At 56.4% G+C, this 24,523-nt stretch carries 20 protein-coding genes; 11 read left to right on the top strand and 9 right to left on the bottom strand.

The features are described 5' to 3' along the window. The first annotated feature begins 277 nt into the window (after positions 1-277). From parC to ftsP, 3 genes are all read left to right on the top strand, one after another. Positions 278-2,548, top strand: a complete 2,271-nt coding sequence (gene parC, locus DEU53_RS12475; protein ID WP_110867296.1) for a DNA topoisomerase IV subunit A — start codon at positions 278-280, stop codon at positions 2,546-2,548. 41 nt (positions 2,549-2,589) lie between these two features. Further along, the gene (locus DEU53_RS12470) at positions 2,590-3,327 is read left to right on the top strand and encodes a 1-acylglycerol-3-phosphate O-acyltransferase (RefSeq protein ID WP_101763012.1); all 738 of its coding nucleotides are present in this window, start codon (positions 2,590-2,592) and stop codon (positions 3,325-3,327) included. Positions 3,328-3,446: 119 nt separating this feature from the next. Further along, on the top strand, positions 3,447-4,874 hold the full coding sequence (gene ftsP / locus DEU53_RS12465; RefSeq protein ID WP_101763013.1) for a cell division protein FtsP: 1,428 nt from the start codon (positions 3,447-3,449) through the stop codon (positions 4,872-4,874). Between the two features lie 119 nt (positions 4,875-4,993). Here the strand turns inward: ftsP and dkgA are convergent, their stop codons facing one another. Next, positions 4,994-5,821 (bottom strand): 2,5-didehydrogluconate reductase DkgA, encoded by an 828-nt coding sequence (gene dkgA / locus DEU53_RS12460; RefSeq protein ID WP_110867295.1) that lies wholly within the window; start codon positions 5,819-5,821, stop codon positions 4,994-4,996. 205 nt (positions 5,822-6,026) lie between these two features. Between dkgA and DEU53_RS12455 the strand changes: the two genes are divergently transcribed. Next, the gene (locus DEU53_RS12455) at positions 6,027-6,938 is read left to right on the top strand and encodes an AraC family transcriptional regulator (RefSeq protein ID WP_101761795.1); all 912 of its coding nucleotides are present in this window, start codon (positions 6,027-6,029) and stop codon (positions 6,936-6,938) included. Here the strand turns inward: DEU53_RS12455 and DEU53_RS12450 are convergent, their stop codons facing one another. Then, entirely contained in the window at positions 6,939-7,601 is a 663-nt protein-coding gene (locus tag DEU53_RS12450) for a DedA family protein (protein WP_101761796.1), read from the bottom strand. Between the two features lie 98 nt (positions 7,602-7,699). Beyond that, the gene (gene metC, locus DEU53_RS12445; protein ID WP_110867294.1) at positions 7,700-8,890 is read right to left on the bottom strand and encodes a cystathionine beta-lyase; all 1,191 of its coding nucleotides are present in this window, start codon (positions 8,888-8,890) and stop codon (positions 7,700-7,702) included. A 260-nt stretch (positions 8,891-9,150) separates the two neighbouring features. Here metC and exbB point away from each other — a divergent pair, with 260 nt between their 5' ends. The 3 genes from exbB to DEU53_RS12430 all read left to right on the top strand — a co-directional run bounded on the left by exbB (position 9,151) and on the right by DEU53_RS12430 (position 11,835). After that, positions 9,151-9,879: a tol-pal system-associated acyl-CoA thioesterase gene (gene exbB, locus DEU53_RS12440; RefSeq protein WP_192236537.1), complete on the top strand. Its 729-nt coding sequence runs from the start codon at positions 9,151-9,153 to the stop codon at positions 9,877-9,879. A 5-nt stretch (positions 9,880-9,884) separates the two neighbouring features. Further along, complete coding sequence (gene exbD, locus DEU53_RS12435; RefSeq protein WP_008103349.1) at positions 9,885-10,307, top strand: TonB system transport protein ExbD; 423 nt, start codon at positions 9,885-9,887, stop codon at positions 10,305-10,307. A gap of 181 nt (positions 10,308-10,488) precedes the next feature. Continuing rightward, entirely contained in the window at positions 10,489-11,835 is a 1,347-nt protein-coding gene (locus tag DEU53_RS12430) for an MFS transporter (RefSeq protein WP_110867293.1), read from the top strand. An 81-nt stretch (positions 11,836-11,916) separates the two neighbouring features. Here DEU53_RS12430 and DEU53_RS12425 read toward each other — a convergent pair whose 3' ends face one another. The 5 genes from DEU53_RS12425 to DEU53_RS12405 are packed head-to-tail and all read right to left on the bottom strand — an operon-like array spanning position 11,917 to position 17,139. Continuing rightward, positions 11,917-12,882: a spore coat U domain-containing protein gene (locus DEU53_RS12425; RefSeq protein ID WP_110867292.1), complete on the bottom strand. Its 966-nt coding sequence runs from the start codon at positions 12,880-12,882 to the stop codon at positions 11,917-11,919. Next, complete coding sequence (locus DEU53_RS12420) at positions 12,879-15,314, bottom strand: fimbria/pilus outer membrane usher protein (protein WP_110867291.1); 2,436 nt, start codon at positions 15,312-15,314, stop codon at positions 12,879-12,881. Before DEU53_RS12420 ends, DEU53_RS12425 begins: the two co-directional genes overlap by 4 nt. After that, entirely contained in the window at positions 15,314-16,012 is a 699-nt protein-coding gene (locus tag DEU53_RS12415) for a molecular chaperone (RefSeq protein WP_199559717.1), read from the bottom strand. Before DEU53_RS12415 ends, DEU53_RS12420 begins: the two co-directional genes overlap by 1 nt. Before the next feature lie 24 nt (positions 16,013-16,036). Further along, on the bottom strand, positions 16,037-16,543 hold the full coding sequence (locus DEU53_RS12410; protein ID WP_233501772.1) for a spore coat U domain-containing protein: 507 nt from the start codon (positions 16,541-16,543) through the stop codon (positions 16,037-16,039). A 26-nt stretch (positions 16,544-16,569) separates the two neighbouring features. Further along, a complete protein-coding gene (locus DEU53_RS12405; protein ID WP_101761803.1) occupies positions 16,570-17,139 on the bottom strand; it encodes a spore coat protein U domain-containing protein in 570 nt (189 codons plus the stop codon). A gap of 548 nt (positions 17,140-17,687) precedes the next feature. On the opposite strand from DEU53_RS12405, the gene DEU53_RS12400 reads away from it, so the two are divergent. The 3 genes from DEU53_RS12400 to DEU53_RS12390 all read left to right on the top strand — a co-directional run bounded on the left by DEU53_RS12400 (position 17,688) and on the right by DEU53_RS12390 (position 23,533). Continuing rightward, the gene (locus DEU53_RS12400) at positions 17,688-19,790 is read left to right on the top strand and encodes a bifunctional diguanylate cyclase/phosphodiesterase (RefSeq protein ID WP_110867289.1); all 2,103 of its coding nucleotides are present in this window, start codon (positions 17,688-17,690) and stop codon (positions 19,788-19,790) included. A gap of 158 nt (positions 19,791-19,948) precedes the next feature. Then, positions 19,949-22,039 carry a bifunctional diguanylate cyclase/phosphodiesterase gene (locus DEU53_RS12395; protein WP_110867288.1) on the top strand — a complete coding sequence of 697 codons (2,091 nt, stop codon included), beginning with the start codon at positions 19,949-19,951 and terminating at the stop codon, positions 22,037-22,039. An 81-nt stretch (positions 22,040-22,120) separates the two neighbouring features. Beyond that, positions 22,121-23,533 (top strand): PLP-dependent aminotransferase family protein, encoded by a 1,413-nt coding sequence (locus DEU53_RS12390; protein ID WP_110867287.1) that lies wholly within the window; start codon positions 22,121-22,123, stop codon positions 23,531-23,533. On the opposite strand, the gene DEU53_RS12385 is transcribed toward DEU53_RS12390, so the two are convergent. After that, entirely contained in the window at positions 23,530-24,012 is a 483-nt protein-coding gene (locus tag DEU53_RS12385; protein ID WP_101761807.1) for a YlaC family protein, read from the bottom strand. The genes DEU53_RS12390 and DEU53_RS12385 overlap by 4 nt on opposite strands. Positions 24,013-24,083: 71 nt before the next feature. On the opposite strand from DEU53_RS12385, the gene DEU53_RS12380 reads away from it, so the two are divergent. After that, positions 24,084-24,521 carry an endonuclease domain-containing protein gene (locus tag DEU53_RS12380; protein ID WP_233501762.1) on the top strand — a complete coding sequence of 146 codons (438 nt, stop codon included), beginning with the start codon at positions 24,084-24,086 and terminating at the stop codon, positions 24,519-24,521. The last annotated feature ends 2 nt before the right edge of the window (positions 24,522-24,523 follow it).

Here is a 24,523-nt window from a genome sequence, read left to right as displayed (position 1 = left end):
ATACTAAATGTTGTCCCGGCTTGCGGACACCATTAATACGCTAAATGCCTCGCGATATTAATTGCGAAGTTGCTCACAGATTATTGCCGATATTCACTGTGACATGGCTCCCATTCCGTTTTAATTTTCCAACCAATATCACGCTATTTAATGCAAGACGATTCTGTTTGCTGAACGGGCTTCTCTGTGACTAAACCGCACGAATAAGGTAATATCCTCGCCAAATGACCGCCGGATGTCCCGCCGTTGCGGGCCACGAAGTGAGGATGCGAGCTGAATGAGCGAATTGACGCAGGATGGTGCAGAGCGTCTTGCCCTGCACACGTTTACCGAAAACGCGTACCTGAACTACTCCATGTACGTGATCATGGACCGCGCGCTGCCGTACATCGGCGATGGCCTCAAGCCAGTGCAGCGCCGTATTGTGTATGCCATGTCGGAATTGGGTCTCAATTCCAATGCTAAATTCAAAAAATCGGCGCGTACCGTTGGTGACGTGCTGGGTAAATACCATCCGCACGGCGACAGCGCCTGTTATGAAGCGATGGTGTTGATGGCGCAGCCGTTCTCCTACCGTTATCCGCTGGTGGATGGCCAGGGAAACTGGGGTGCGCCGGACGATCCGAAATCCTTCGCCGCGATGCGTTACACCGAATCGCGCCTGTCTAAATACGCTGAAATCCTGCTGGGTGAACTCGGTCAGGGCACGTCCGATTACATCCCGAACTTCGACGGCACCATGCAGGAGCCGAAGATGTTGCCGGCGCGTCTGCCCAACATTCTGCTCAACGGCACCACCGGCATCGCCGTGGGGATGGCGACCGACATTCCGCCGCATAACCTGCGCGAAGTAGCGGAAGCGGCGGTCAAGCTGATCGACAACCCGAAAACCACGCTGAATGAGCTGCTGGATATTGTGCAAGGTCCGGATTACCCGACCGAAGCGGAGATCATCACGCCACGCAGCGAAATCCGTAAGATTTATCAGAGCGGTCGCGGTTCGATTCGTCAGCGTGCGGTGTGGAAAAAAGAAGATGGTGATGTGGTGATCACCGCGTTGCCGCATCAGGTGTCGGGCGCACGCGTGCTGGAGCAGATCGCTAACCAGATGCGCAATAAAAAGCTGCCGATGGTGGAAGATCTGCGTGATGAGTCCAACCACGAAAACCCGACGCGTTTAGTGATTGTGCCGCGCTCCAATCGCGTGGATCTCGAGCAGGTGATGAATCACCTGTTTGCCACCACCGATCTGGAAAAAAGCTACCGCGTTAACCTGAATATGATCGGACTGGATAACCGTCCGGCGGTGAAAAACCTGCTGGAAATCCTCTCTGAATGGCTGGTGTATCGCCGTGATACCGTGACGCGCCGCCTCAACTATCGTTTAGATCGCGTGCTGCGTCGCCTGCATATTCTTGAAGGTATGCTGGTGGCGTTCCTCAATATTGATGAAGTGATCCACATCATCCGTACCGAGGATGAGCCGAAGCCGGTGCTGATGTCGCGTTTTGACATCAGCGAAACCCAGGCCGAAGCGATTCTCGAACTGAAACTGCGCCATCTCGCCAAACTGGAAGAGATGAAGATTCGCGGCGAGCAGGCGGATTTGGAAAAAGAACGCGATCAGCTGCAGGCGATTCTGGCGTCCGAGCGCAAGATGAGCAATCTGCTGAAGAAAGAGCTGCTGGCCGATAGCCAAACCTACGGCGACGATCGCCGTTCACCGCTGCACGAGCGCGAAGAAGCCAAAGCGCTGAGCGAAACCGAGCTGGTAAGCGCTGAGCCGGTGACCATCGTGCTGTCGCAGATGGGCTGGGTGCGCAGCGCCAAAGGTCACGATATCGATCCGGCGGGCTTAAGCTACAAAGCGGGCGACAGCTATCTGGCCGCCGCACGCGGCAAGAGCAATCAGCCGGTGGCCTTTATCGACTCCACCGGACGCAGCTACACGCTGGAACCGACCTCATTGCCGTCCGCGCGCGGACAGGGCGAGCCGCTCACCGGCAAACTGACGCCACCGCCGGGCGCGGTGATTGAGCAGGTGCTGATGGAGCCCGACGATCAGAAGCTGTTGATGGCCTCTGACGCCGGTTACGGTTTCATCTGTACCTTTGCCGATCTGGTGTCGCGCAACCGTGCCGGTAAAGCGCTGCTGACGCTGCCGGAAAACGCCAAAGTGATGACGCCAATGGCGGTACATTCGGGCGATGATATGCTGCTGGCAATTACCCAGGCCGGACGCATGTTGATGTTCCCGGTTGGCGATCTGCCGCAGATGTCGAAAGGCAAAGGCAACAAGATCATTTCGATTCCTGCAGCGGAAGCCGCGGCGGGCACCGACAAACTACAATGGTTGCTGATTCTGCCGCCGGGCGCATCAATCACCGTATATGTCGGTAAACGTAAGCTGATCATGCGTGATGAAGATCTGCAGAAAGTGCGTGCCGAGCGCGGTCGTCGCGGCAGCGTGGCGCGTGGCCTGCAACGCATCGATAGCGTAGAAGTGAATGCACCAGCGCGTCCGAAAGCCGACGCGAGTGAAGAGTAACGCTGTAATTCAGGCGATGGAATGCCCCATTTGAGGAATCTATGTTACTAATTTTACGAGCAATTATTGTTATTGTTTATTCGATTCTGGTCAGTATTGTTGGCTGTATCTGGTGTCTGTTTTCACCGCGTAATCCGCGTCACGTCGCGACGTTCGGCCATCTGCTCGGTCGGCTGTCGACGGTGTTTGGTCTCAAAGTGGAACTGCGTAAACCGGCGGAAGCCGCGCATTACGGTAACGCGATCTATATCGCTAACCACCAGAACAACTACGACATGATCACGGCGGCTAAAATCGTGCAGCCGACCACTGTGACCGTGGGCAAGAAAAGCCTGCTGTGGATTCCGTTCTTTGGCCAGCTCTACTGGCTGACCGGTAACCTGCTGATTGACCGTGATAACCGCTCCAAAGCGCACGGCACCATCGGTGAGTTGGTGGAACAGTTCAACAAAAAGCGCATTTCGTTCTGGATGTTCCCGGAAGGGACGCGCAGCCGCGGTCGTGGTTTGCTGCCGTTCAAAACCGGTGCGTTTCATGCAGCGGTAGCAGCCGGTGTGCCAATCATCCCGATTGTGGTTTCCAACACCCACGACAAGATCAAGCTGAACCGCTGGAACAACGGTTTGGTAATTGTGGAGATGTTGCCGCCGGTCGATACCTCGCAGTTTGCCACCACCTCGGTGCGTAAGCTCGCCACGCACTGCCGTGAATTAATGTCGACTAAACTGGAAGAATTGAACGCCGAAGTCGCCGAACGCGAAAAAAACGGTAAACTCTGAGCAGCCAAAATGGGGCAGGTGATCATCTGCCCCGTTCTCAAGCCACACAGCAACTCATCATTAATTAGAACAACATGGACACGGCGTCCTCACGCCACGCTCAAAAGGTCTGAAGTTTTATGTCTTGCAGCAGACGTCAGTTTATTCAGCTTTCTGCCGGTGTCGCACTGGCTTCCGGTGCTATGCCTTTCGCCGCCCGCGCCGCCGCGCCATTGGGCGATACGCCACTTCCTATTCCACCGCTGATTGAATCCCGTCGCGGTCAGCCGCTGTTTCTCACCTTGCAGCGCAGCCATTGGTCGTTCAGCGGCAACAGCAACAAAGTGCCGGTGTGGGGCTTTAACGGCATGTATCTCGGCCCAACGGTGCGCGTGTATAGCGGCGACGATGTGAAGCTGATTTACAGCAACCGCCTCAACGAACCGGTATCGATGACCGTCAGCGGTTTGCAGGTGCCGGGCGCGTTAATGGGCGGTGCGCCGCGCATGATGTCGGCCGGAGCTGATTGGGCGCCGGTGCTGCCGATTCGTCAGGGCGCGGGCACATTGTGGTATCACGCCAATACGCCAAATCGCATGGCGCCGCACGTCTACAACGGACTCGCCGGCATGTGGCTGGTGGAAGATGACGTCAGTAAATCGCTGCCGCTACCGAAGCATTATGGCGTCGATGATTTCCCGCTGATTATTCAGGACAAGCGCCTCGATAACTTTGCCACGCCGGTTTATAACCCGCCCTCCAGCGGCGGTTTTATGGGCGACGTGCTGCTGGTGAACGGCGTGCAAAATCCCTATGTCGAAGTCTCACGCGGCTGGGTGCGTTTGCGTTTGCTGAACGGCTCGAACGCGCGCCGCTTCGATCTCACCTTCTCCGATAATCGTCCCTTTACGGTGATCGCCAGCGATCAGGGCTTCCTGCCTGCGCCGGTGGCGGTGCAGCTGCTGACGTTGGCTCCCGGCGAACGTCGCGAAGTGCTGGTGGATATGTCACAGGGCGATGAAGTCTCGATCATGGCCGGAACGGCGGCGGGTTTGATGGATCGCCTGCGCGGATTGTTTGAGCCGTCATCGATTCTGACCAATACGCTGGTGCTGAGCTTACGCCCAACCGGTTTATTGCCGCTGGTGACTGACAATCTGCCGATGCGTTTGCTGGCGGATCAGATTCTTGATGGCGTGGCGGTGCGCACGCGCGAATTCCGTATTGGTGACAGCGAGCCGGGCATTAATGGCGTGTTGTGGGACATGAACCGCATTGATACCACCGTGCAGCAGGGCACCTTTGAGCGCTGGATTATCCACGCGGATCGTCCGCAATCGCTGCATATTCAGGGCGTGATGTTCCTGATTAAGAACGTCAATGGCGCGCAGCCGATGGGCGAAGATCGCGGCTGGAAAGATACCGTTTGGGTGGATGGCAGCGTGGAGTTGCTGGTGAGCTTCCCGCAGAGTTCGTCGGATCACTTCCCGTTTGTCTATTACAGCCAGACGTTAGAGATGGCGGATCGCGGGACGGCGGGGCAGTTGCTGGTGAATTCAGCGTCTTAATGCCCTCACCCCAGCCCTCTCCCGCAAGCGGGCGAGGGAGCAGATCGAGCAAATCCCACCTTACGATTCCCTCTCCCGCCTGCGGGAGAGGGTTAGGGTGAGGGGAAACGCGCGCCATCCTACCCGTTAAACGCCTCTGGATCCGGACCCAAACGGTTACCGCTATCCAGCTTACTGATCTCACTCACTTCAGTTTTATCCAACCTAAAATCAAACACCTGGAAATTCTCACGAATACGTTCCGGGGTAATCGACTTCGGAATCACCACCAGGCCGCTATCCAGATGCCAGCGAATCACGATTTGTGCCGGTGTCTTGCTATATTTTTTCGCCAGCTCGCGGATAATCTCCTGATCAAACACGCCTTTACCGCCTTGCGCCAGCGGGCTCCAGGATTCGGTTTGAATCTGGTGCAGCGCATTCCACGCATGCAGCGTGCGCTGTTGCAGCATCGGATGCAGCTCAATCTGGTTCACCACCGGCGACACGCCGGTTTCATCGATCAAACGCTTCAGGTGCGCCTCGTGGAAGTTACATACGCCGATGCTCTTGGTTAAGCCCTGTTGCTGCAGCTCAATCAAGCCTTTCCAGGCTTCAACGTAGTGATCTTTTTCCGGGCACGGCCAGTGCATGAGATACAAATCCACCTGCTCTAACTGCAACTTCTTCAGGCTGGTTTCCATTGCCTGTTGCCAGTTGGTCTGGTCGTCGTTCCACAGCTTGGTGGTGATAAAAATGTCATCGCGCGCCACGTCGGTCTCTTGCAGCGCTTGCCCAACCGCTTCCTCATTTTTGTAGATAGCGGCGGTATCGATGGAGCGATAGCCAACTTTCAGGGCTTCCAGGATGGCGTTGCGCGCATCCTCAATGCTCGCTTGCCACACGCCGAGGCCAAGCTGCGGCATCATGTTGCCGTCGCGCAATTTAATAATGGGTTGATCTGCCATAATTGCTCCTTATCTGTTGCAGGGACTTACCGTAGAAAAGATGTGCTTAAGTCTAGTCAACAAACCTCACCTCAGGATCATTGTGGCAAGCGGGCGGCACTTTTGCCTGATGGATATCTGCAAGAATCTTGCCTGATTCTCCAGAATAGTGGAGCTTTGCACAGCCTTACGGCAAACTGACTTTTTAGCTGCCCAAGAGAGATGCATGCCAAACGACGCCCTTTGCCGCCAGCTAGCGCAGCGCGTGGTTGCGCTGATGAGTGACCTGCATAAGCCGCTGTGCGCGGTAGAAAATGTCAAATTGATCTATGCCTGCGAAACCTTGCCGCGTACGCCGATGATGTATCAACCCGGCATTGTGATTCTGTTTCAGGGGCGTAAAACCGGCTATCTCGGCAGCACCGTTTTCCACTACGACGCCACCAAATATCTGATGCTCACCGTACCGCTGCCGGTGGAGTGCGAAACCGAAGCCACGCTGGCGGAGCCGCTGGCCGGCATGTGTTTGAGCGTGGATGTCGCCAGCCTGCAGGATTTGCTGATGGATATCGGCGATGACGAGCAGTTCCAGCCGCAGGCGCAAACCTCCGGCATCCATTCGGCGTTCATGAGCGAGGAGATGCTGTGTGCGGCCGAACGCTTGCTGGATGTGATGAATAACCCGCGCGACGCCCGCGTGCTGGGGCCGCAGCTGGTGCGCGAGATCATCTATTACGTGTTAACCGGACCGATTGGCGGCGCGCTGCTGTCGCTGGTCAATCGGCAGACGCAGTTCAGTCAGATTGCGCGTGCGCTGCGTCGCATCGAAAACCACTTCGCGGAGAGTTTGAGCGTCGACATGTTGGCCGCTGAAGTGAACATGAGCGTTTCGGCGTTTCATCATAACTTCAAAGCGGTGACGCAAACCTCGCCGCTGCAATACCTTAAGCGCTATCGCCTGCATCAGGCGCGCCTGATGATGCTGCAGGATGGCATGAAAGCCAGCGCGGCGGCGGTGCGCGTCGGTTATGAAAGCCCATCGCAGTTTTCGCGTGAGTTTAAGCGCTATTTCGGCGTGACGCCGGGAGAAGAGGCGAGCCGCGTGCGTCAAACTTTACCGTTTGACGCCGCGTCGTAATCAGGAGAGTTTCTGGCGGCGTTTTTTCCAGATCACCACAATGCTGCCGGCCAAGCCGATAAACAGCAGCGCGATCGGCAGAATCATCAGGATCGCCATCACCTGATCTTCATGGCGCTTGATAAAGGGCACATGGCTGATGCCGTAGCCCAGCGTCACCACAATCCCAACCCACAACAAGCCGCTCAGCCAGTTAAACAGCTGGAAGCGGCCATTGTTTAAGCCGGAAATCCCGGCCATGGTCGGCAGTAAGGTGCGCACAAAGGCCAGGAAGCGGCCAACCAGCAGCGCCATCAAACCGTGGCGGTTAAACATATTCCACGCGCGCTGATGATATTGCGCGGGCAGATGCAGCAACCAGCTTTTCACCAGTTTGGTGTTGCCGAGCCAGCGTCCTTGCAGATAGCTGAGCCAGCAGCCGAGACTGGCCGCCGTGGTCAGAATCACAATGGTCGGCACGAAGTCCATCACACCTTTGGCGACCATCGCGCCCGCCAGTAACAGCAGGCTATCGCCCGGCAGGAATGACGCGGGCAGCAAACCGTTTTCCAGAAACAGCGTTAAAAACATCACGCCGTAGACAATCCAAACCACATCCGGATTGCCGAGCGCGGCAAAATCCTGATGCCAAAGCGCCTGGACAATCTCATGTAAAACACCCATCAGCTATTCCATCGAGTCACAAGGAGTCTAATTTTAACCTTCTGTGGCATTGCATACGTTGATCTCTCATCGCCGCCACAGCGTGGTTTATCTTCTGTTTAACTTCTTAAACGTGCAAAACCGGCTTTAAGATCATCCAGCAAGTCATCGACATGTTCGAGGCCGATATGCAGACGCACCAGCGTGCCGTCAAAATCCACGCCGCCCGCCGGACGAATCGCCGCCAGCTCTTCAGGCTGGTTCGCCAGAATCAGGGATTCATAGCCGCCCCACGAATACGCCATGCTGAAATGGTGGAAGTGATCGAGGTAATTTGCCAGCTGCTCACGGCTCAGTTTTTCATGCAGGATAAACGAGAACAAACCGCTGCTGCCGCTGAAATCGCGCTGCCAGAATGCGTGGCCTTTACACTGCGCCAGGGCGGGATGATTAACGCGCGCCACTTCCGGCTGCGTGGCCAGCCATTCCGCCACCTGCAATCCGCTCTCTTCGTGCTGACGCAGACGTGTGCCCAGCGTACGAATGCCGCGGCTCGCCATATAAGCGGTATCGGCATCGACCATTTGGCCCATCAGATAGGAGTTCTCGCGCAGCTGCGGCCAGCAACGCTCATTTGCTACCGCCGTGCCAATCATCGCGTCGCTGTGACCAATAATGTATTTGGTACCGGCCTGAATCGAAATATCGATGCCATGCTCCAGCGCGTTAAACAACACGCCCGCCGCCCAGGTGTTATCGATCATGATGATCGCCTCCGGCGCTTTGGCGCGCACGGCGGCAACAATCGCGGGAATATCTTGCACTTCCATGGTGATCGACGCCGGTGATTCCAGGAACACCACGCGCGTATTCGGCTGCACCAGTTCGCCAATTTCGCTGCCGATGCAGTGATCGAAATAGGTGGTGGTGACGTTCAGCTTACTGAGAATTTTCGAGCAGAAATCCTGCGTCGGTTCGTAGACCGCGCCGCTCACCAGAATATGGTCGCCGGCTGCGACAAAGGACAAAATGGCATTAGAGACCGCCGCCGCGCCGCACGGATAGAGCGCGCAACCTGCGCCGCCTTCCAGCTCGGTCATGGCGTCTTGCAGCGAGAAATGGGTGAGGGTGCCGCGACGACCATAAAACAGCTCGCCTGACGCGCGGCCAGCGGTAGCACGTTTCTTGTCGGCGACCGTGTCAAAAACCAGGGATGAAGCGCGCTGAATTACGCTGTTAACTGAGCCTTGCGTGTAACGTTTACTGCGTCCCGCGCTGACAAGCGTGGTGTCTATTTTTTTCGTTGCCATCACTGCCTTTCCTGACATTTCCCACAAAACATTCACGTTACCACGAATCAGTGTAGCGGGTTGAGCCTGATTGCGGATTATCAGAGTGAGGCCAGTATTGCGCATAACATCCGCTAACTTGTGGAAATCGCGGGCATCTTTGCTTTGTAAATAGTAATGAGAACCACTATCACTTCGGTGGTGTTTTTTGCTATGATCCGCGCTTCAATCGTGAACTGTGCAACAGAAGTTGGAGATGCAGCGTGGTAGCCAGTGATTTGATGCAAACGGATCTTTCCGTTTGGGGCATGTATCAGCATGCCGATATCGTGGTAAAGATTGTGATGATTGGCCTGTTACTGGCTTCGGTTGTCACCTGGGCAATTTTCTTCGGTAAGTTTGCTGAGCTGAGCGGGGCGAAACGTCGCCTGAAACGCGAGCAGCAAGCGCTGGGCGAAGCCCGCTCATTAAACGATGCTTACCGTGCTGCTGAAAACTTCAAAAGCAACAGCCACAGCGCTGTGCTGCTAAACGACGCGCAGAATGAGCTGGAGCTCTCCGCTGGTACTGAAGATCTGGATGGCATCAAAGAGCGCACCAGCTTCCGTCTCGAACGCCGCGTGGCTGCATTTAGCCGTCATGCCGGTCGCGGTAATGGATTCCTCGCCACCATCGGTTCCGTTGCGCCGTTTATCGGTCTGTTCGGTACCGTTTGGGGCATCATGAACAGCTTCATCGGCATCGCGAAAACGCAAACCACTAACCTCGCAGTCGTCGCGCCGGGCATCGCCGAAGCGCTGCTGGCTACCGCGATTGGTCTGGTGGCGGCAATCCCCGCCGTGGTTATCTACAACGTCTTCGCGCGTATGATTGCCAGCTACAAAGCGTCGCTGGGCGATGTCGCCGCGCAGGTGATGTTGCTGCAGAGCCGCGATCTGGATCTCGGCAACGTTGATACCGCGAAAGAAGCCAACCGTCCAGCGGCGGCACAGAAACTGCGCGTAGGATAAGTATTATGGCGATGCGTTTAAACGATGACTCGGTCGGCGATGGCGAAATGCACGAAATCAACGTGACGCCGTTTATCGACGTCATGTTAGTTCTGCTGATCATCTTTATGGTCGCCGCGCCATTAGCTACCGTCGATGTGCGCGTTAACCTGCCAGCATCGACCAGCGCGCCGCAGCCGCGTCCGGAAAAACCGGTTTATCTCTCCATCAAGGAAGATAAGCAGATCTTCATCGGAAACGATGCGGTCACCAAAGAGACGCTGGTGAATGCGCTGACGGCACAAACCGAAGGCAAGAAAGACACCACCATCTTCTTCCAGGCGGATAAATCGGTGGATTACGCCACCCTAATGGAAGTGATGGATCAGCTGCGTGAAGCCGGTTATCTGAAGATTGGTTTGATGGGCATGGAAACGGTGAAGAAGTAACGTCACTCCACTTAGCCTTGCCGTAAAGGTCGCACCCGCAGCGGCCTTTTTTAATGCCTGCACGCAATTTGTTAATTTATTGTTACTATTGGTCGTATTTTTGTAAACTGCAATGGTGAAGAAGATCACGTTTATTCCTGGCCCGGCACGCTACAACGGAAGAAAAACCAGGAAGGACAATATGAGCGCGAGTCACTCTTTACAAAAGTCGCCGCAAAGCGGTGCCAAAACCATCTTTAGCGTTACCAGCGGTAACTTCCTTGAGATGTACGATTTCATGGTGTTTGGCTATTACGCCACGGCGATCGCCAAAACCTTTTTCCCCGGCGATGATCCCTTTGCCTCTCTAATGCTCACGCTGATGACCTTCGGCGCAGGCTTCCTGATGCGCCCGCTCGGCGCGATTATTCTTGGTGCTTACATCGACCATCATGGCCGTCGTAAAGGCTTGCTGTTAACGCTCGGCTTAATGGCGATTGGGACCTTAACCATCGCGCTGGTGCCCGGATACGCCACGCTCGGTGCCGCCGCACCGATCCTGATTCTGCTCGGTCGTTTATTGCAGGGCTTCTCGGCGGGCGTTGAGCTGGGCGGCGTCTCGGTGTATCTGGCGGAAGTGGCGCCGAAAGGGCGCAAAGGCTTCTATGTCAGCTGGCAATCGGGCAGCCAGCAGGTTGCGGTGATCTTCGCCGCGCTGCTCGGTTTGGGCCTGAACCATCTGCTGGCGAAAGACGCCGTCACCGAATGGGGCTGGCGTATTCCGTTTGTGGTGGGATGTATGATCGTGCCGTTCCTGTTCTATATCCGCCGCATGCTGGAAGAGACCGAAGCTTTCAGCCAGCGTAAACATCATCCCTCAATGCGTCAGATTATGCGTTCGGTCGGGCAGAACTGGGCGCTGGTGCTGGCAGGGATGTTGATGGTGGTGACCACCACCGTAATGTTCTACATGATCACCGCCTTTACCCCGACGTTCGGCAAAACCGTGCTGATGATGAGTGACAAACAGAGCTTCCTGGTGACGCTGTTTGTCGGCATCTCCAACCTGTTTTGGCTGCCGGTGATGGGTTCGCTGTCGGATCGCATCGGTCGTCGTCCGCTGCTGATTGTCTGCACCCTCTTGATGATTTTAACTACCTGGCCGGTGCTGCATTGGCTGGTGGGAGCGCCGACCTTCTCCCATCTGGTTGAGGCCGAGCTGTGGCTGTCGTTCCTGTATGCCAGTTATAACGGCGCGATGGTGGTGTATCTGGCTGAGATCATGCCGGCAGAAGTGCGCGCTTCGGGTTTCTCACTGGCCTACAGCCTGGCAACCGCGCTGTTTGGCGGCTTTACGCCAGCGGTGTCGAGCTATCTGATTCATGCGACAGGCGATAAAGCGATGCCGGGCGTGTGGCTCTCTTTTGCGGCGGTGTGCGGATTGGTCGGCACGCTGCTGATTGGCCGCATGGTGAAGCAGTATCAAGCGCAACATCGTTCCCCTCACCCTAACCCTCTCCCGCAAGCGGGAGAGGGAATGTTTAGGTAAAAACTTAACTCACAAACCTCTCGATCAGCCCCTTCTCCCGCCTGCGGGAGAAGGCTGGGATGAGGGACTGCGCGCACCCCGCTAAAACGACACATCCACCACCACGCTATCGGTATAATTCCCCGCCGCGGGCGTATTCTGCGTGGTCAAAATCTGCGCCGTATAGGTAAAGTTGCGCGTCACGGTATCCGCATTCAACGATGTCGAGGTGGTGCTGCTCCAGCGATCGGTGCCGGTCGGTCCCCAGCGCGATGTGGTGGTGGTGCCTTTGTAGATGTCATACGCCAGCCGGTTAGTTCCGCTCGCCATCTGCCGCGTGGTGCCGCTGTAGTAACTGCCGTTGCTCAAGCCCACGGTATAAGTGCTGCCCTTCGAACACACCACGTTAATCGTCTGCTGCACCGTTGAGAAACTGCCCACCAAAGGCGCGCTGCCAAAACTGACGTTGGGCGCAGTGATGGTGGTGCAATCGTTGGTCACCACCAGATTCACGGTAATCGGCATCGCCGTACCCGTGCTGCTCTGTACCGTTCCCACACACAATCCTCCCACGTTTAACCCGGCGCACACCGTATAACTCACGGTAATGGTAATGGTGGTGGTATAGGTGCCGGCGGCGATCACCTGGCCGGGTACGGTGCGGAAGTAGAGCGGAATATTGAAGTTAAGGGTGTTTCCCAACGCCAGCAGCGAGGCGGAACTCCAGCGATAGCTGCCGCCCTGCTGTAATTCGGTGGCGCAGGCGCTGTCGATACACAGCTGAATCGGAATGTTATCGGTGCCGCCGCTGGCGGTTTTCAACACGGCACGCGTGCCGCTGAGGTTTGAGGCGGTGGTAAAGGCATAGGTGATGTTATCGGAGCCCAGCAGCGAAAGCGTCCCCGAACCGCAGTTCACGTTGGTGGTGCTCGACGTGTTATTCACTGTCGAACCCACCGAAAACGTGGTAACCGATCCGAACGTGGCGGCGGGGGCCGATAAGCTACACAACGCATAGCTGGTGCCCGGCAGTAAAAACAGCGCCAGCAGGAGCAGAAGCTTTCTCATGGTGAATTCCCTGACGGTGAATTATCCGCGCTGCTCACCGCAGAGCCTTGCGGTGGCGGTGGCAGCGGGCAGGTAAGCGGTCCGTAAGTTTCCAGCGCTTTTGGCTGCCCGTCGGCGATAGACAGTTGCGTATCGCAGCTGCGTCCATCCGGCGTCACCACATGAATCGGGTTATTAGCACCGAGATCTTCCATCCACACAATGCCGTCCCAGCCGACATATTCGGTGGCCTGATTCGGACGTAACACCTGGCTGGAAATAGGCAGCGGCTGATGATTGCTGTCATGCAGTACCACGCTGGCGGCGCGCAGACGCTCCACCGGGAAATTGAGCAGGTAGCCACTTTTGCGCTTCACCGCAAAGCGTTGTTCAACCTTCGGCGCAGTGCGATCGGCGGGCAGATCCAGCGTATCGATATCGTACTTCGCACCGTAATAGCTGCTGATCGATGGCACCAGCAGATAGCCTTGTTTATCGGTGCGGCCCATGGTCTGGTTCTCATAACGCACCGTTACGTCGGGATAATCGGTTTTCACCACCACAAAGGCATCGTTAATGTCGTTGGCAGCGAACACGCGGTTATCCATCAATACCACCGAGCCGGTAAAATCGGCCCATTGCGTGGTGTTGTCGTTATCGCCGTAGAAACCGGCTGAGGTATCAATTTTGTTATTGCGATAACGCAGACTGGCCTGACGATAATCGCCGCTGTCGCTGGCCTGATTAGCCCAGGCAGCATCCCAGGAGAAGCCACCGTCGGTTGGCATCGCGCGCGACACATACAGACGCTGGCTGTTATTGCCCTCCTGATCGCGTTCCGTACTTACCGAGGCGCTGCTCTGTTCGCCGAAAGGGATAATCAGCGAAATGGCGCCGCTCCAGTTGCCCTGATCCTGATCGCGGCTGGCGGAGATATACAGGCTGCTGTTGCCCCACAGATTTTTACTCCACGACAGATTCAGTAAACGCGTACGGTCACCGTTGCCGCCGGAGATATCAAAATAAGCCAGGCCAAGACTGCCGTAGTCACTCAGCGACACGCTGGCGGTGTATTGCGCGCTGCGTCGTGCCAGCGAGTAACTGGTGTTCGCGCTGTCGCCACGGCTGCCGACCAGCGCGAGATTCCCGAAATCGACGCTACGAATGATGTGCTGGGTTCCCAGGCTGAACCAATTATTGTTGTACTGATAGCCCCAGCTGTATTGCGTGCCGGGATTACCGTCCATCTGGCTCTGCGCCAGCGCGCCATTCACCACGCCAAAACTGCCCAGTTTCAGCAATCCACCCGCGCCGCCCATCGCCACGCTGTCGCTGCCTTCCGCATGGCTCTCCAGCGTCAGCCAGTCGTTCAGCCCGTAGCGATAGGAGCCGCTGGCCGCCGCCGCACCGTAATCAAAATTGTTGATGCCGTAGTTTTCGCGAATGGCACCGGCGGAGAATGAATAATCGGATAACCCGGTTTTCAGCAAGCTGCTGGAGACGTAAAACGGCAGCGTGGTGGTGACTTGTCGGCCCACCGCATCGGTGGTGGTGATTACTGCATCGCCGGCGCCGTTAACGAAAGGGACATTGGTGAGCGACCACGGGCCCGGTTGCACGTCGGCCTGTGTGCTGCGATAGCCATTGATAAACAGATCGACCGAAGAGGGCACCGCCGCTTGGCCGGAAAAGGCGGGCAGCGGATAGGTCACCAGATCCGGCCGTACGCTGAAGTCGCGGCCAATCTGCACGCCACCCAGCCGCACGCTGTTGCTCCAGCTCAGCGCATCAGTAACCAAATCCCCGGCGCGCCAACTGATCGCTGCGTTCTCGTTTTCATTACTGAACCAGCTATCGTAGCGGATATAGCCTTCCTGCTGACCGGCAACGCCACCTTCCAGTTGCTGCACGTAAACGCCGTTGGTAGAAAACTGACCAGCCGGGCCAAACAAGCGCAGTTCGTTCCAGCTGGAGAGGCGCGAACCGGCGTTATCGGTACGGGTGGCGTAAAAGTCATAGTTGAGCAGCGCGCCATTGCTGGCACGACCGGGAAAGCGCGGTGCATTCTGTAACTGGCCAATGGTTTGACCCGGCAGCCAGGCGGGTGGCACCGTCAATAACAGGCGCTGGCGTCGTTCGTCATACTCCACTTTCGCTCCGCTGAGTTGATTGACATCGATCTGCTGACCTTGCAGTTTCTCGGCCGGAATACCGGCGCGTTGCAGATCGCCGCGTCGCAGCCAGAAATCGCCATTCTTAAGTTCAACCGGCACGATGTCGCCACGTTCGCCCTGATTCACCACCAGTTCCAGCATGTATTGCTGACCGCTGGCGTTATTCTCCAGCGCAGGCGGCGGTGGCAGTTCGGAGAAGGTTTCCGCGCTGCTACTCATCGGACTGATACAAAGCACGCTGGCGACGGCCAGCGTGCAGGGATGCGGCGTAAACTTCATCAACGCGCGGCCGCGCTGCTCCAGTGACCTTTATTCATTTCGGCCGACAGCTCACCGCTCACGCTGCGGGTTAACGGCCAGCGATGGCTGCTGTTGGCCAGCACATAGCCAAACAAGCCGTTGCCCATTTTGCGTCCGCCAATGGTGACGTTACTTAAGCGCGCGTGGCCATTACCGCGATTAGTCAGCTCCAGCCAGCGTTTGCCGCCGCTGTTCACTTCCTGCCAGCTCAGCTGCGGTTTTGCCGTGTCGCGCGTCACGCCGCTGCCGTAGATGAACAGCGGCACCGAATAGCGCATCTGGAAAGTGAGTCCGGCCTGATTTTCGCCTGGCGTACGCGGCGTAGGGATCTCATCCAGCACCACGCGAAAGGCCACTTCACGTCCGGCTTCAGGTGGCGTTTGCTTAATTAAACGCACCAGCTGCTTCTGTCCTGGCTCGAGGCGCACCATCGGCGGGCTCGCCACTACTTGCTGCTGGGTTTGATACTGCTCCTGGCCGTTAACCTGCTGCCAGCTGAAGATGCGCACCTGCATCATGGTGGTGGCATTGCCGCGATTCTCCAGCCACAGCTCGCTGGCTTTATCTTCCGGATCAATCGCCGGATCGATCGGCCACACCATCAGCGAATTGGCGGCATTCACCGCAGGCGTTAGGGCCACAAATAACAACAGGATCAGGGCGCGCAGGTTCATCATCATTCCTCCTTTTAAGTGACGCCATCACCAACTCAGCGTGACGGTTAAAGTGTCGGTATAGGTCCCGGCGCGTGTGGGGCCGGGCAGCGTTAATAAGCCGTAAATCGGCAACGTGATGTTGTTGGCATTGCTGTAGCTCAGCGCCATCGGGCTATTCACCGGAATAGCCGTGGTGTGTGCCGCATTGGTATACAGGCTGTACGCCACGGTATTGGTGTTACTGGTGTGTTTGAGATTGCGCGTGGAGGTGTAATTACTGCCGCCGTTGATGCTCATACTCACGGCGGTGCCTGGCGTGCAGGCGAGCGTGATGGTGGTGCTTTGCACATAGCTGGCGCTGACGCTGCTTGCGGCCACGCCAGATTGGGTACCAAAATTAAGCGTGCCAAATACCCCGGTATTGGTTCCGGAGACAACACAGCCTGCCACTACTGATGCTGAAACCTGAAACGTTGCGGTCGGCAACCCCCAGGCGGAGACGCTCCCTATCAGCAGGGCAAGGCCGCCTGCATTGTGCACCCACCGCTGCACCACGGCCTCCCTGATTATCCTTTCCCTCAGTAATTCACCGCCACGTTGATGGTGTCGGTGTAGGTCCCTGCCGGAATCAAGGGGTTAAAGCCGCCACCCACTACCTGACCATAAATGGCGTAGTTGGTCCCGAGTGTGGGATCGGTGGTACCACTGGCAGCGATATTGGTGTTGTTGGCGATGGCGGTAGTGAATGCGGCGTCGCTATACAGCGTATAGGCAATGCCTTGCGTATTATTGGAGCCGAGGATCAGGTAGCGTGGCTGGCCACTCACCGTACCGTAAACGGTCGCCGGTGCAGCGTTGCTGCTGGTGACCTGCACGTTGAAAGTTTGTCCGGTGGTGCAGCGAACAAAGATGCCGTTACCTGCTGCGCCAACCAGGGTGGCATTGAGCGTATCAAAAGTGGCTGCGCTGCTACCAAAGTTCAGGGTACCGAAGTTCACTCCCGCCGTGGCCGATTGACCGTTCACCAAACAACCGGTGGTCAGCGTCAACGTCGCATTGATGGTTCCCGTTGTGGTGGCGGCAAAAACAGCATGAGGTGCCAGTGCGGCGCTTAGGCTAGACGCCACAAGAAAAAGCTTGAGTTTCATAATCATTCCTTACTGATTATCCAAGGTCAGTGCTTTTTCACCTGGTCATACATTTATGGAAATACATCCGAAATCAAACAAGAGCCGCAATGGACTCGACAGCGTAAGCGCCTGCCGCCTAAGAAAATTCCTGGATGGCGGATTAATGATTTATATCAGTTTTCTTTACTATAGATCAGCAAATTGGCCCCTGTATGCAGATGGTTCAATTTTTCCCTAATCAATTCACACTTTTCGCCGATAACTCAGTAATCACAAGGGGTAGCGAGCGGTTAAAAAAACTAAATAGACGATGATTTCACCCTCTACCGCGCGCTTCGGTTCAATGTTATGTTCGTGCATTAATCAGATATTATTAATTTTTCGCTTAACGACTGACGATGAAAATAAAAAAAATCCGCACGACAACTCCAGATTTTTCTGGACCAGTTCTGTATTGAACTGCGCCGCAGGGGGACATTAATCGCCCTTGATCGGCGCTTTATCATCCTTGTTCTAATTTGACGACACCGCACCCGCTCCGCAGCGGGTGGAGTTTAGGAGCGCACATGCTGCTGGTTACCTGGGATAGCGTTCTGGTTACCGTTTCACTGATCGTGGCCTTCATTGCCGCGTTCACCGCCTTAGATACCGCCGGGCGCGTGGCCGTTTCACGCGGTTATCTGGCAACACTGTGGTTGATCGGCGGGGGCACCGCGATGGGCATCGGCGTGTGGGCAATGCACTTTATTGGCATGCTGGCGATGATGATGCCAATGACCATGCGCTACAACGTTGAGCTGACCGCCATCTCATTGCTGGTGGCGATTATCAGCGCCATCTTCGCCTTTGCGCAGGGCGTGCAGGGCAGTCATCTCACCCGACGCCGCTTAATTCGCGGCACCCTTATCATGGGAAGCGGCATCATTGTCATGCACTACCTCGGCATGAACGCGCTGATGATTGCCACCCCGATTTACTGGAATCTGCCGCTGGTGACGCTCTCGGTGCTGATTGCCTACGCAGCATCAGGTGCGGCGTTGTGGCTGGCGTTTCATCTGCGCCAGGGCGAAAGCCTGCTGCTGCTGCGTGCCTGCGCGGCACTGGTGATGGGCATTGCGATTGCCGGCATGCATTACACCGGCATGGCGGCAGCAGAATTCGTTATGCCGGTGAGCATGCAACATCACGGCGCCAGCGAAGAGGGAATGGCGGTGTGGGTCACGATTATCACGCTGAGCATTCTGGGGCTGATGTTGCTGATCTCGATGCTGGATGCGCAACTGCGTGCCGCGCGTCTCGCTGCCAAACTCAAGCGCGCCAACAGCGAGCTACGTCAGCTGGCGATGCATGACAACCTCACCGCGCTGCCAAATCGCGTGATGCTGGAGCAGCAACTCACCACGGCGATCAAGCAGGCGACGCTGCAGGATGAAAACTTCGCGCTGATGTTCATGGATCTGGATGGTTTCAAAGCCATTAACGACACATGGGGCCATCACGTTGGCGACCGCTTGCTGATCGCGGTAGCCGATCGTTTGCGCGATGAACTGAGTGAGGAGATTCTTTTGGCGCGTCTGGGCGGCGATGAATTCGTCATACTGTGCCCGCAATTTCATCTGCATCAGGCCAGCAAACTGGCGCAGCGTTTGGTTCAAATCATTGATGCGCCTTTCGAACTCGATCGCTATTCGCTGCGCGTCTCGCTCAGCGTCGGTATCGTTATCTTCCCGCTGCATGGTCGCAGCCAGCAGGAGCTGATGTTCAACGCCGACTCCGCCATGTATCACACCAAACACAGCGGGCGTAACGGCTGGTGCCTGTTTGAACCGGCGATGAGCGCGGTGGCGCAGCATCAGTTGGCGCTGGCTAACGATCTGTGGAACGCGCTGGAGTATCAGGAGATGCGCCTGTTCTATCAGCCAAAATTCCGCGCGGGCGGCACCGTATTGATGGGCTTCGAGGCGCTGCTGCGCTGGCAGCATCCGCGTCGCGGCCTGCTGATGCCCGATATGTTTCTGGCGCGCGCCGAGAAAACCGGGCAAATTGTCGCGCTGGGTAACTGGGTGATCAATGAAGCCTGCCGCCAGCTGAAGCAGTGGCACGATGAAGGTAACGGCGACTGGACGGTATCGGTCAATCTCTCGGCTCTGCAGTTTCAGCAGCGTGATTTGATTGAGAGCGTGCGCCAGGCATTGCAGCGCCATCAAATCCCTGACGGGGCGTTGATGCTGGAAATTACCGAGAACATCGCGATGCGCGATCCGCAGTTCAGCCAGCAGCGCATTGCCGAACTGCATCGTCTTGGGGTGAAAGTGGCGATTGATAACTTCGGCATCGGCTACGCCAACTTGCTGCACTTGAAACACCTTGAAGCTAGCGAGTTGAAAATCGACCGCGCCTTTATCAACAGTTTGCGCGCCGGCAGCGAAGACGCCACGGTGGTCACTGCGATGTTGACGCTGGCACAAACGCTTAACCTGCGCATGGTGGCGGAAGGGGTCGAAACTGAGGAGCAGCAGCGTTTGCTCACCGGGTTAGGCTTCGACACGCTGCAAGGTTATCTGCTCGGCAAGCCCACGCCAGCCGATCGCATCGGTGAATTTACCGCTGCGCTTGCGGTGCCGCTGGCCTTTAGCGATAACGTGGTGCCGCTGGCGGGCGCGCAATAAACAATTTTTAGTTTCTTCCCCATCGGAAGGTTTCATCGTTCAAAAACTCATATCGGCAGTTACGCTGCCGATAATTCCTACAATAAAACCAATAGACCGCACTTTTTTAACAACAACACCACAGCTGACTTACACCGGCTTTTACTTGGGAAATCACTATGTTAGTGACTTCGTACGATTCGTTTACCGTCATCGTCTCGATTCTGGTAGCGATGCTGGCCTCGTTTACTGCGCTTGATATGGCAGGGCGCGTGGCTTCCTCAACTGGCAAGGTGGCGCTGGTTTGGTTATTCGGCGGTGGATTCGCTATGGGCGTGGGCATCTGGGCGATGCACTTCATTGGCATGCTGTCGATGAGCCTCGATATGGTCATGAGCTATGATCCTACGCTCACTGTCACCTCCATGGTGGTGGCGGTATTAGCCTCGGTTTTTGCGCTGTGGCTGGTGTGCTCAACGCCCACTTTGCCGTGGCTGCGACTGTGTGGAGGCGCTGTGGTGCTGGGTTCCGGCGTTGTAGCAATGCACTACACCGGCATGGCGGCGCTGATGTTTACGCCCGGCATCACCTGGAATTGGGGTTGGGTGGCGGCATCGGTGGCGATTGCGCTGGTGGCCTCAGGCGCCGCGCTCTGGCTGGCGTTTAACCTGCGCGAAGGTCACGGCCGCGTCACCGCGCTGCGTTTAGGCGCATCGGTGGTGATGGGCTGTGCGATTGCCGGCATGCACTACACCGGCATGGCGGCGGCCAATTTCCCGATGCACAGCCATGCGACGCACATGGGCGTAAACAGCAACTGGCTGGCGGTGGTGGTGACGGTGGTGACGCTAGCGATCCTCGGCATTACTTTGCTGGTCTCAATGCTCGATGCACGTCTGCAAGCGCGCACCTCGATCCTTGCCCACTCGCTGGCGGAAGCCAACCGTGAGCTGGCACAGCTGGCGCTACACGATAATCTGACGCGTCTGCCCAACCGTATTTTGTTGGAAGATCGTCTGGAGCAAGCCCTCAATAAAGCCAACCGTGAGAAAACGCAGTTTGCGCTGATGTTTATGGATCTGGATGGATTCAAAGCGGTAAATGACGCTTTTGGCCATCACGTGGGCGACAACCTGCTGATTGGCGTGACCGAGCGCATGACCGAACAGATGAAAGGGCACTACACGCTGGCGCGCATGGGCGGCGACGAGTTTGTGCTGCTGCTGGAAATTGATGAACCCAATGATGCCGCAGCGGTTGCTGATACGCTGGTGAAAGCGGTGGATCGCCCATTCGATATCTCGCGCTATGAGCTGGTGGTGTCGCTGAGTATTGGAATTGCGGTTTACCCCGGTGACGGCAAAGATGATCGCGAGCTGATGTTCAACGCCGATGCCGCCATGTATCACACCAAGAACAACGGCCGCAACGGTTACACCTTCTTCCAGCCGTCAATGAACACGCTGGCGCAGTCGCAATTGCAGCTGAACAACGATCTGTGGCAAGCGCTGGATAACGAAGAGTTACGCCTGTTCTATCAGCCCAAATACTGCGCGCCGAGCGGCCCGATCCTTGGCTTTGAAGCGCTGCTGCGCTGGCAGCATCCTTCACGCGGTCTGCTGGCGCCGGACGCCTTTCTGCCGATGGCGGAAAAGACCGGCATGATCATTAACATCGGCAACTGGGTGATCAACGAAGCCTGTCGCCAGCTGCGTGCCTGGCATCTGCAGGGTCATCCGCACTGGTCGGTGGCGGTCAATTTGTCGGCTGTACAATTTGAGCAAAGCAATCTGGTGGAAACCGTCACCGAGGCGCTGGCGCAGCACCTTATTCCGGCTGAACTTTTGACGCTGGAAGTGACCGAAACCACGGCGATGCGCGATCCGGAAGAGAGCGTGCGTATCCTCACCGAACTCACCAACATGGGCGTAAAAGCCTCGATTGATGATTTCGGCACCGGCTACTCCAGCTTGTTGTATCTCAAGCGGTTACCGGCCAGCGAGCTGAAAATCGATCGCGCTTTTGTTAATGAACTGCAGGCGCATTCGGAAGATGCCACCATCGTCTCCGCCATTGTCGCGCTGGCGCAGTCGTTGCATCTGAAAGTGGTCGCCGAAGGGGTAGAAACCCAGGATCAACAGGCGTTCCTCACTGGTTTAGGCTGCGATACGTTGCAGGGCTATTTGCTGGGTAAACCGGTGCCACCGGAACGCATTGGCGAGCTGCCGAATTTTTATCAAGAAGAGTTAGCGCTGGAGCAGGTGCCTTAACGCCTTCATTCCCTCTCCCGCTTGCGGGAGAGGGTTAGGGTGAGGGAAACTAGCCGCCAAATCCTCTACATCGGAGTTCGGGTGGCGAAATATCAGCAGTTGGTCGAGCAGCTTCGTACGCAAATCGAGGCGCGCATCTGGCCGCCGGGCGAAAAACTGCCGTCGCTACGCCAGCAGGCGGAGCAGAGCGGGTTGAGCCTGATGACGGTGATGCACGCCTATGAAGTGCTGGAGAGTCAGGGCTGGATCGTCTCAAAGCCGCAATCCGGCTATTACGTGGCGCCGCGCGCCGCCGAAAGCCGTCCGCGACTGCCCACGCAAGAGATCGGCAAAACCGATCAGGCGGATACCAACAGCTTCGTGTTCGACGTGCTGCAAGCCACGCGCAATCCCGCCATCATGCCGTTTGGCTCAGCCTTTCCCGATCCCGAACTCTTCCCGCAGCGCCAGCTGATGCGCTCGCTGGTAAAAGTCTCACACAACTTAAAGCCCACCGATGCGCTCAACAACCTGCCGCCAGGCAATGAAGCGCTGCGCAAAATTCTCGCCCAGCGCTATGCACAGCAGGGCATCACGCTGTCGCCGGATGACATCGTCATTACCAATGGCGCAATGGAGGCGCTCAACCTCAGCCTGCAAGCCGTCACCGAACCCGGTGATTGGGTGATCCTCGAAAACCCATCGTTTTATGGTGCGCTCCAGGCGATTGAACGCCTGAAGCTGAACGCGATTGCCATCGCCAGCGATGTCGAACACGGCATGGATCTGGATGAGCTGGAGCAGGCCTTGCAGCGCTGGCCGGTGAAAGCCTGCTGGCTGATGACCAACCGGCAAAATCCGCTCGGCTTTACCCTGAGCGCCGAGCGCAAGCAGCAATTGGTAGAACTGCTGGCGCGCTACAACGTGGCGATGATTGAAGACGATGTGTACGGCGATCTGTATGAAGGCCATGACAAACCGCTGCCGGCTAAAGCTTTTGATCTTGATGGCAACGTGCTGCACTGCGGAAGTTTCTCGAAGAATCTGGTGGCGGGATTTCGTGTCGGTTGGGTGGCTGCCGGACGTCATGCGCAGCGCGTGCAGCGTATTCAGTTGATGAGCACGCTCTCGACCAGCGCGCCGATGCAGCTGGCCCTCGCCGATTTCCTCAGCACGCGCAGCTACGATACGCATTTAAAGAAGCTAAGGCAGACGCTGGCTAAACGTAAGCAGCTGGCGCAACAGGCGCTGCGCCGGGTATTACCTGCTGAGGCCAACATCAGCGATACGCCGGGCGGTTATTTTCTCTGGGTTGCGCTGCCGGCGCAGATCAATACCACTGAGCTGTATCATTTGGCCTTGCAGCAGGGCATCAGCATCGCGCCCGGCCAGCTGTTTTCCAGCAGCGAAGGCTTCAGCCACTGTTTCCGCTTCAACACCGCCTGGCCGTGGGATGCACGCGCCGAGGCGGCGGTAGAGACGTTGGGAAAACTGATTGGCACGCTAAACGGTTAAACCTGGGCCGCCTGCTGGTGGCCCCAGGTGAGATAGTAAACGTCGTAGAAATCCACTTCACCTTTCTGCTTCATCAGGCGATCAATGCCGCTGCGTACGCGCTCCGGCGTGTGGGGGTTATCGAGGATCTTATCCAGCGCTTGTTGAGAAACCGGCTGCACGTAATACCATTCGCCGTTGTAACAAACGCGCAAATCCAGCGTGTCGATATCTTCGAAGCGATATTTCGGGTTGATATCCATCAGCATCAGCACGCTCATCACCACCACAAACACTGTGGCAAACCAGAACGCTGGCCAGCCGAGCATGTCGGTTGAAAAGATCAGCGCCACGCAAAGCGCGTAGCACAGATACATGATGGCCCAGAGCCCCGGATGGGTTTTGAGGAAGGAAAAGCTAAAGCGCGGCAAATTATCACGCTGTCCTTCGCGGTTCAGCGTGGCGATTTCGTCGAGCAGGATTTGTTTGATCGCGTCCATTGTTCACCTCTAATTATCACTGCCTGCCAGTAAAGCACATAACAGTGAAGCGAATTAGAGACAGATTCGCTGTGTTTTTTTATAACAGTTGCGATGTGTTGCTCAAGATTGCACTGCATGCGTTGAGATTGAGCCATTGCGGAAACAAGATGCGCTTTTTCAGGATGAATAACATGCGACATCATGTGCTGCGCGCGAAGGAACTGAGAAATAACATGACCCCGGCAGAGCGAAAGCTATGGTCTGTGCTGCGTGCCAGACAATGTGGCGGTATGCGATTTCGCCGACAGTACCCTTTCGGCCCGTATATTTTGGATTTCGCCTGCCTGGAGAAGCGGCTAACGATTGAACTCGATGGATCGCAACATGGTGAAACTATCAGATATGACGATGAACGTACGCAACGGTTAAATAGACATGGCTGGCGGGTGCTGAGATTTTGGAATCATGAGGTGATGCTGCAGCCGGACGCGGTTTTTGCGGTGATTATGGCGGCGCGGGAGGGTTAGTG

Source organism: Pantoea sp. AG1095 (assembly GCF_003208415.1).
GTDB lineage: Bacteria > Pseudomonadota > Gammaproteobacteria > Enterobacterales > Enterobacteriaceae > Pantoea > Pantoea leporis.
Note: the sequence above shows the minus strand (reverse complement) of the source record. Positions and strands in the feature narration are given on the sequence as shown.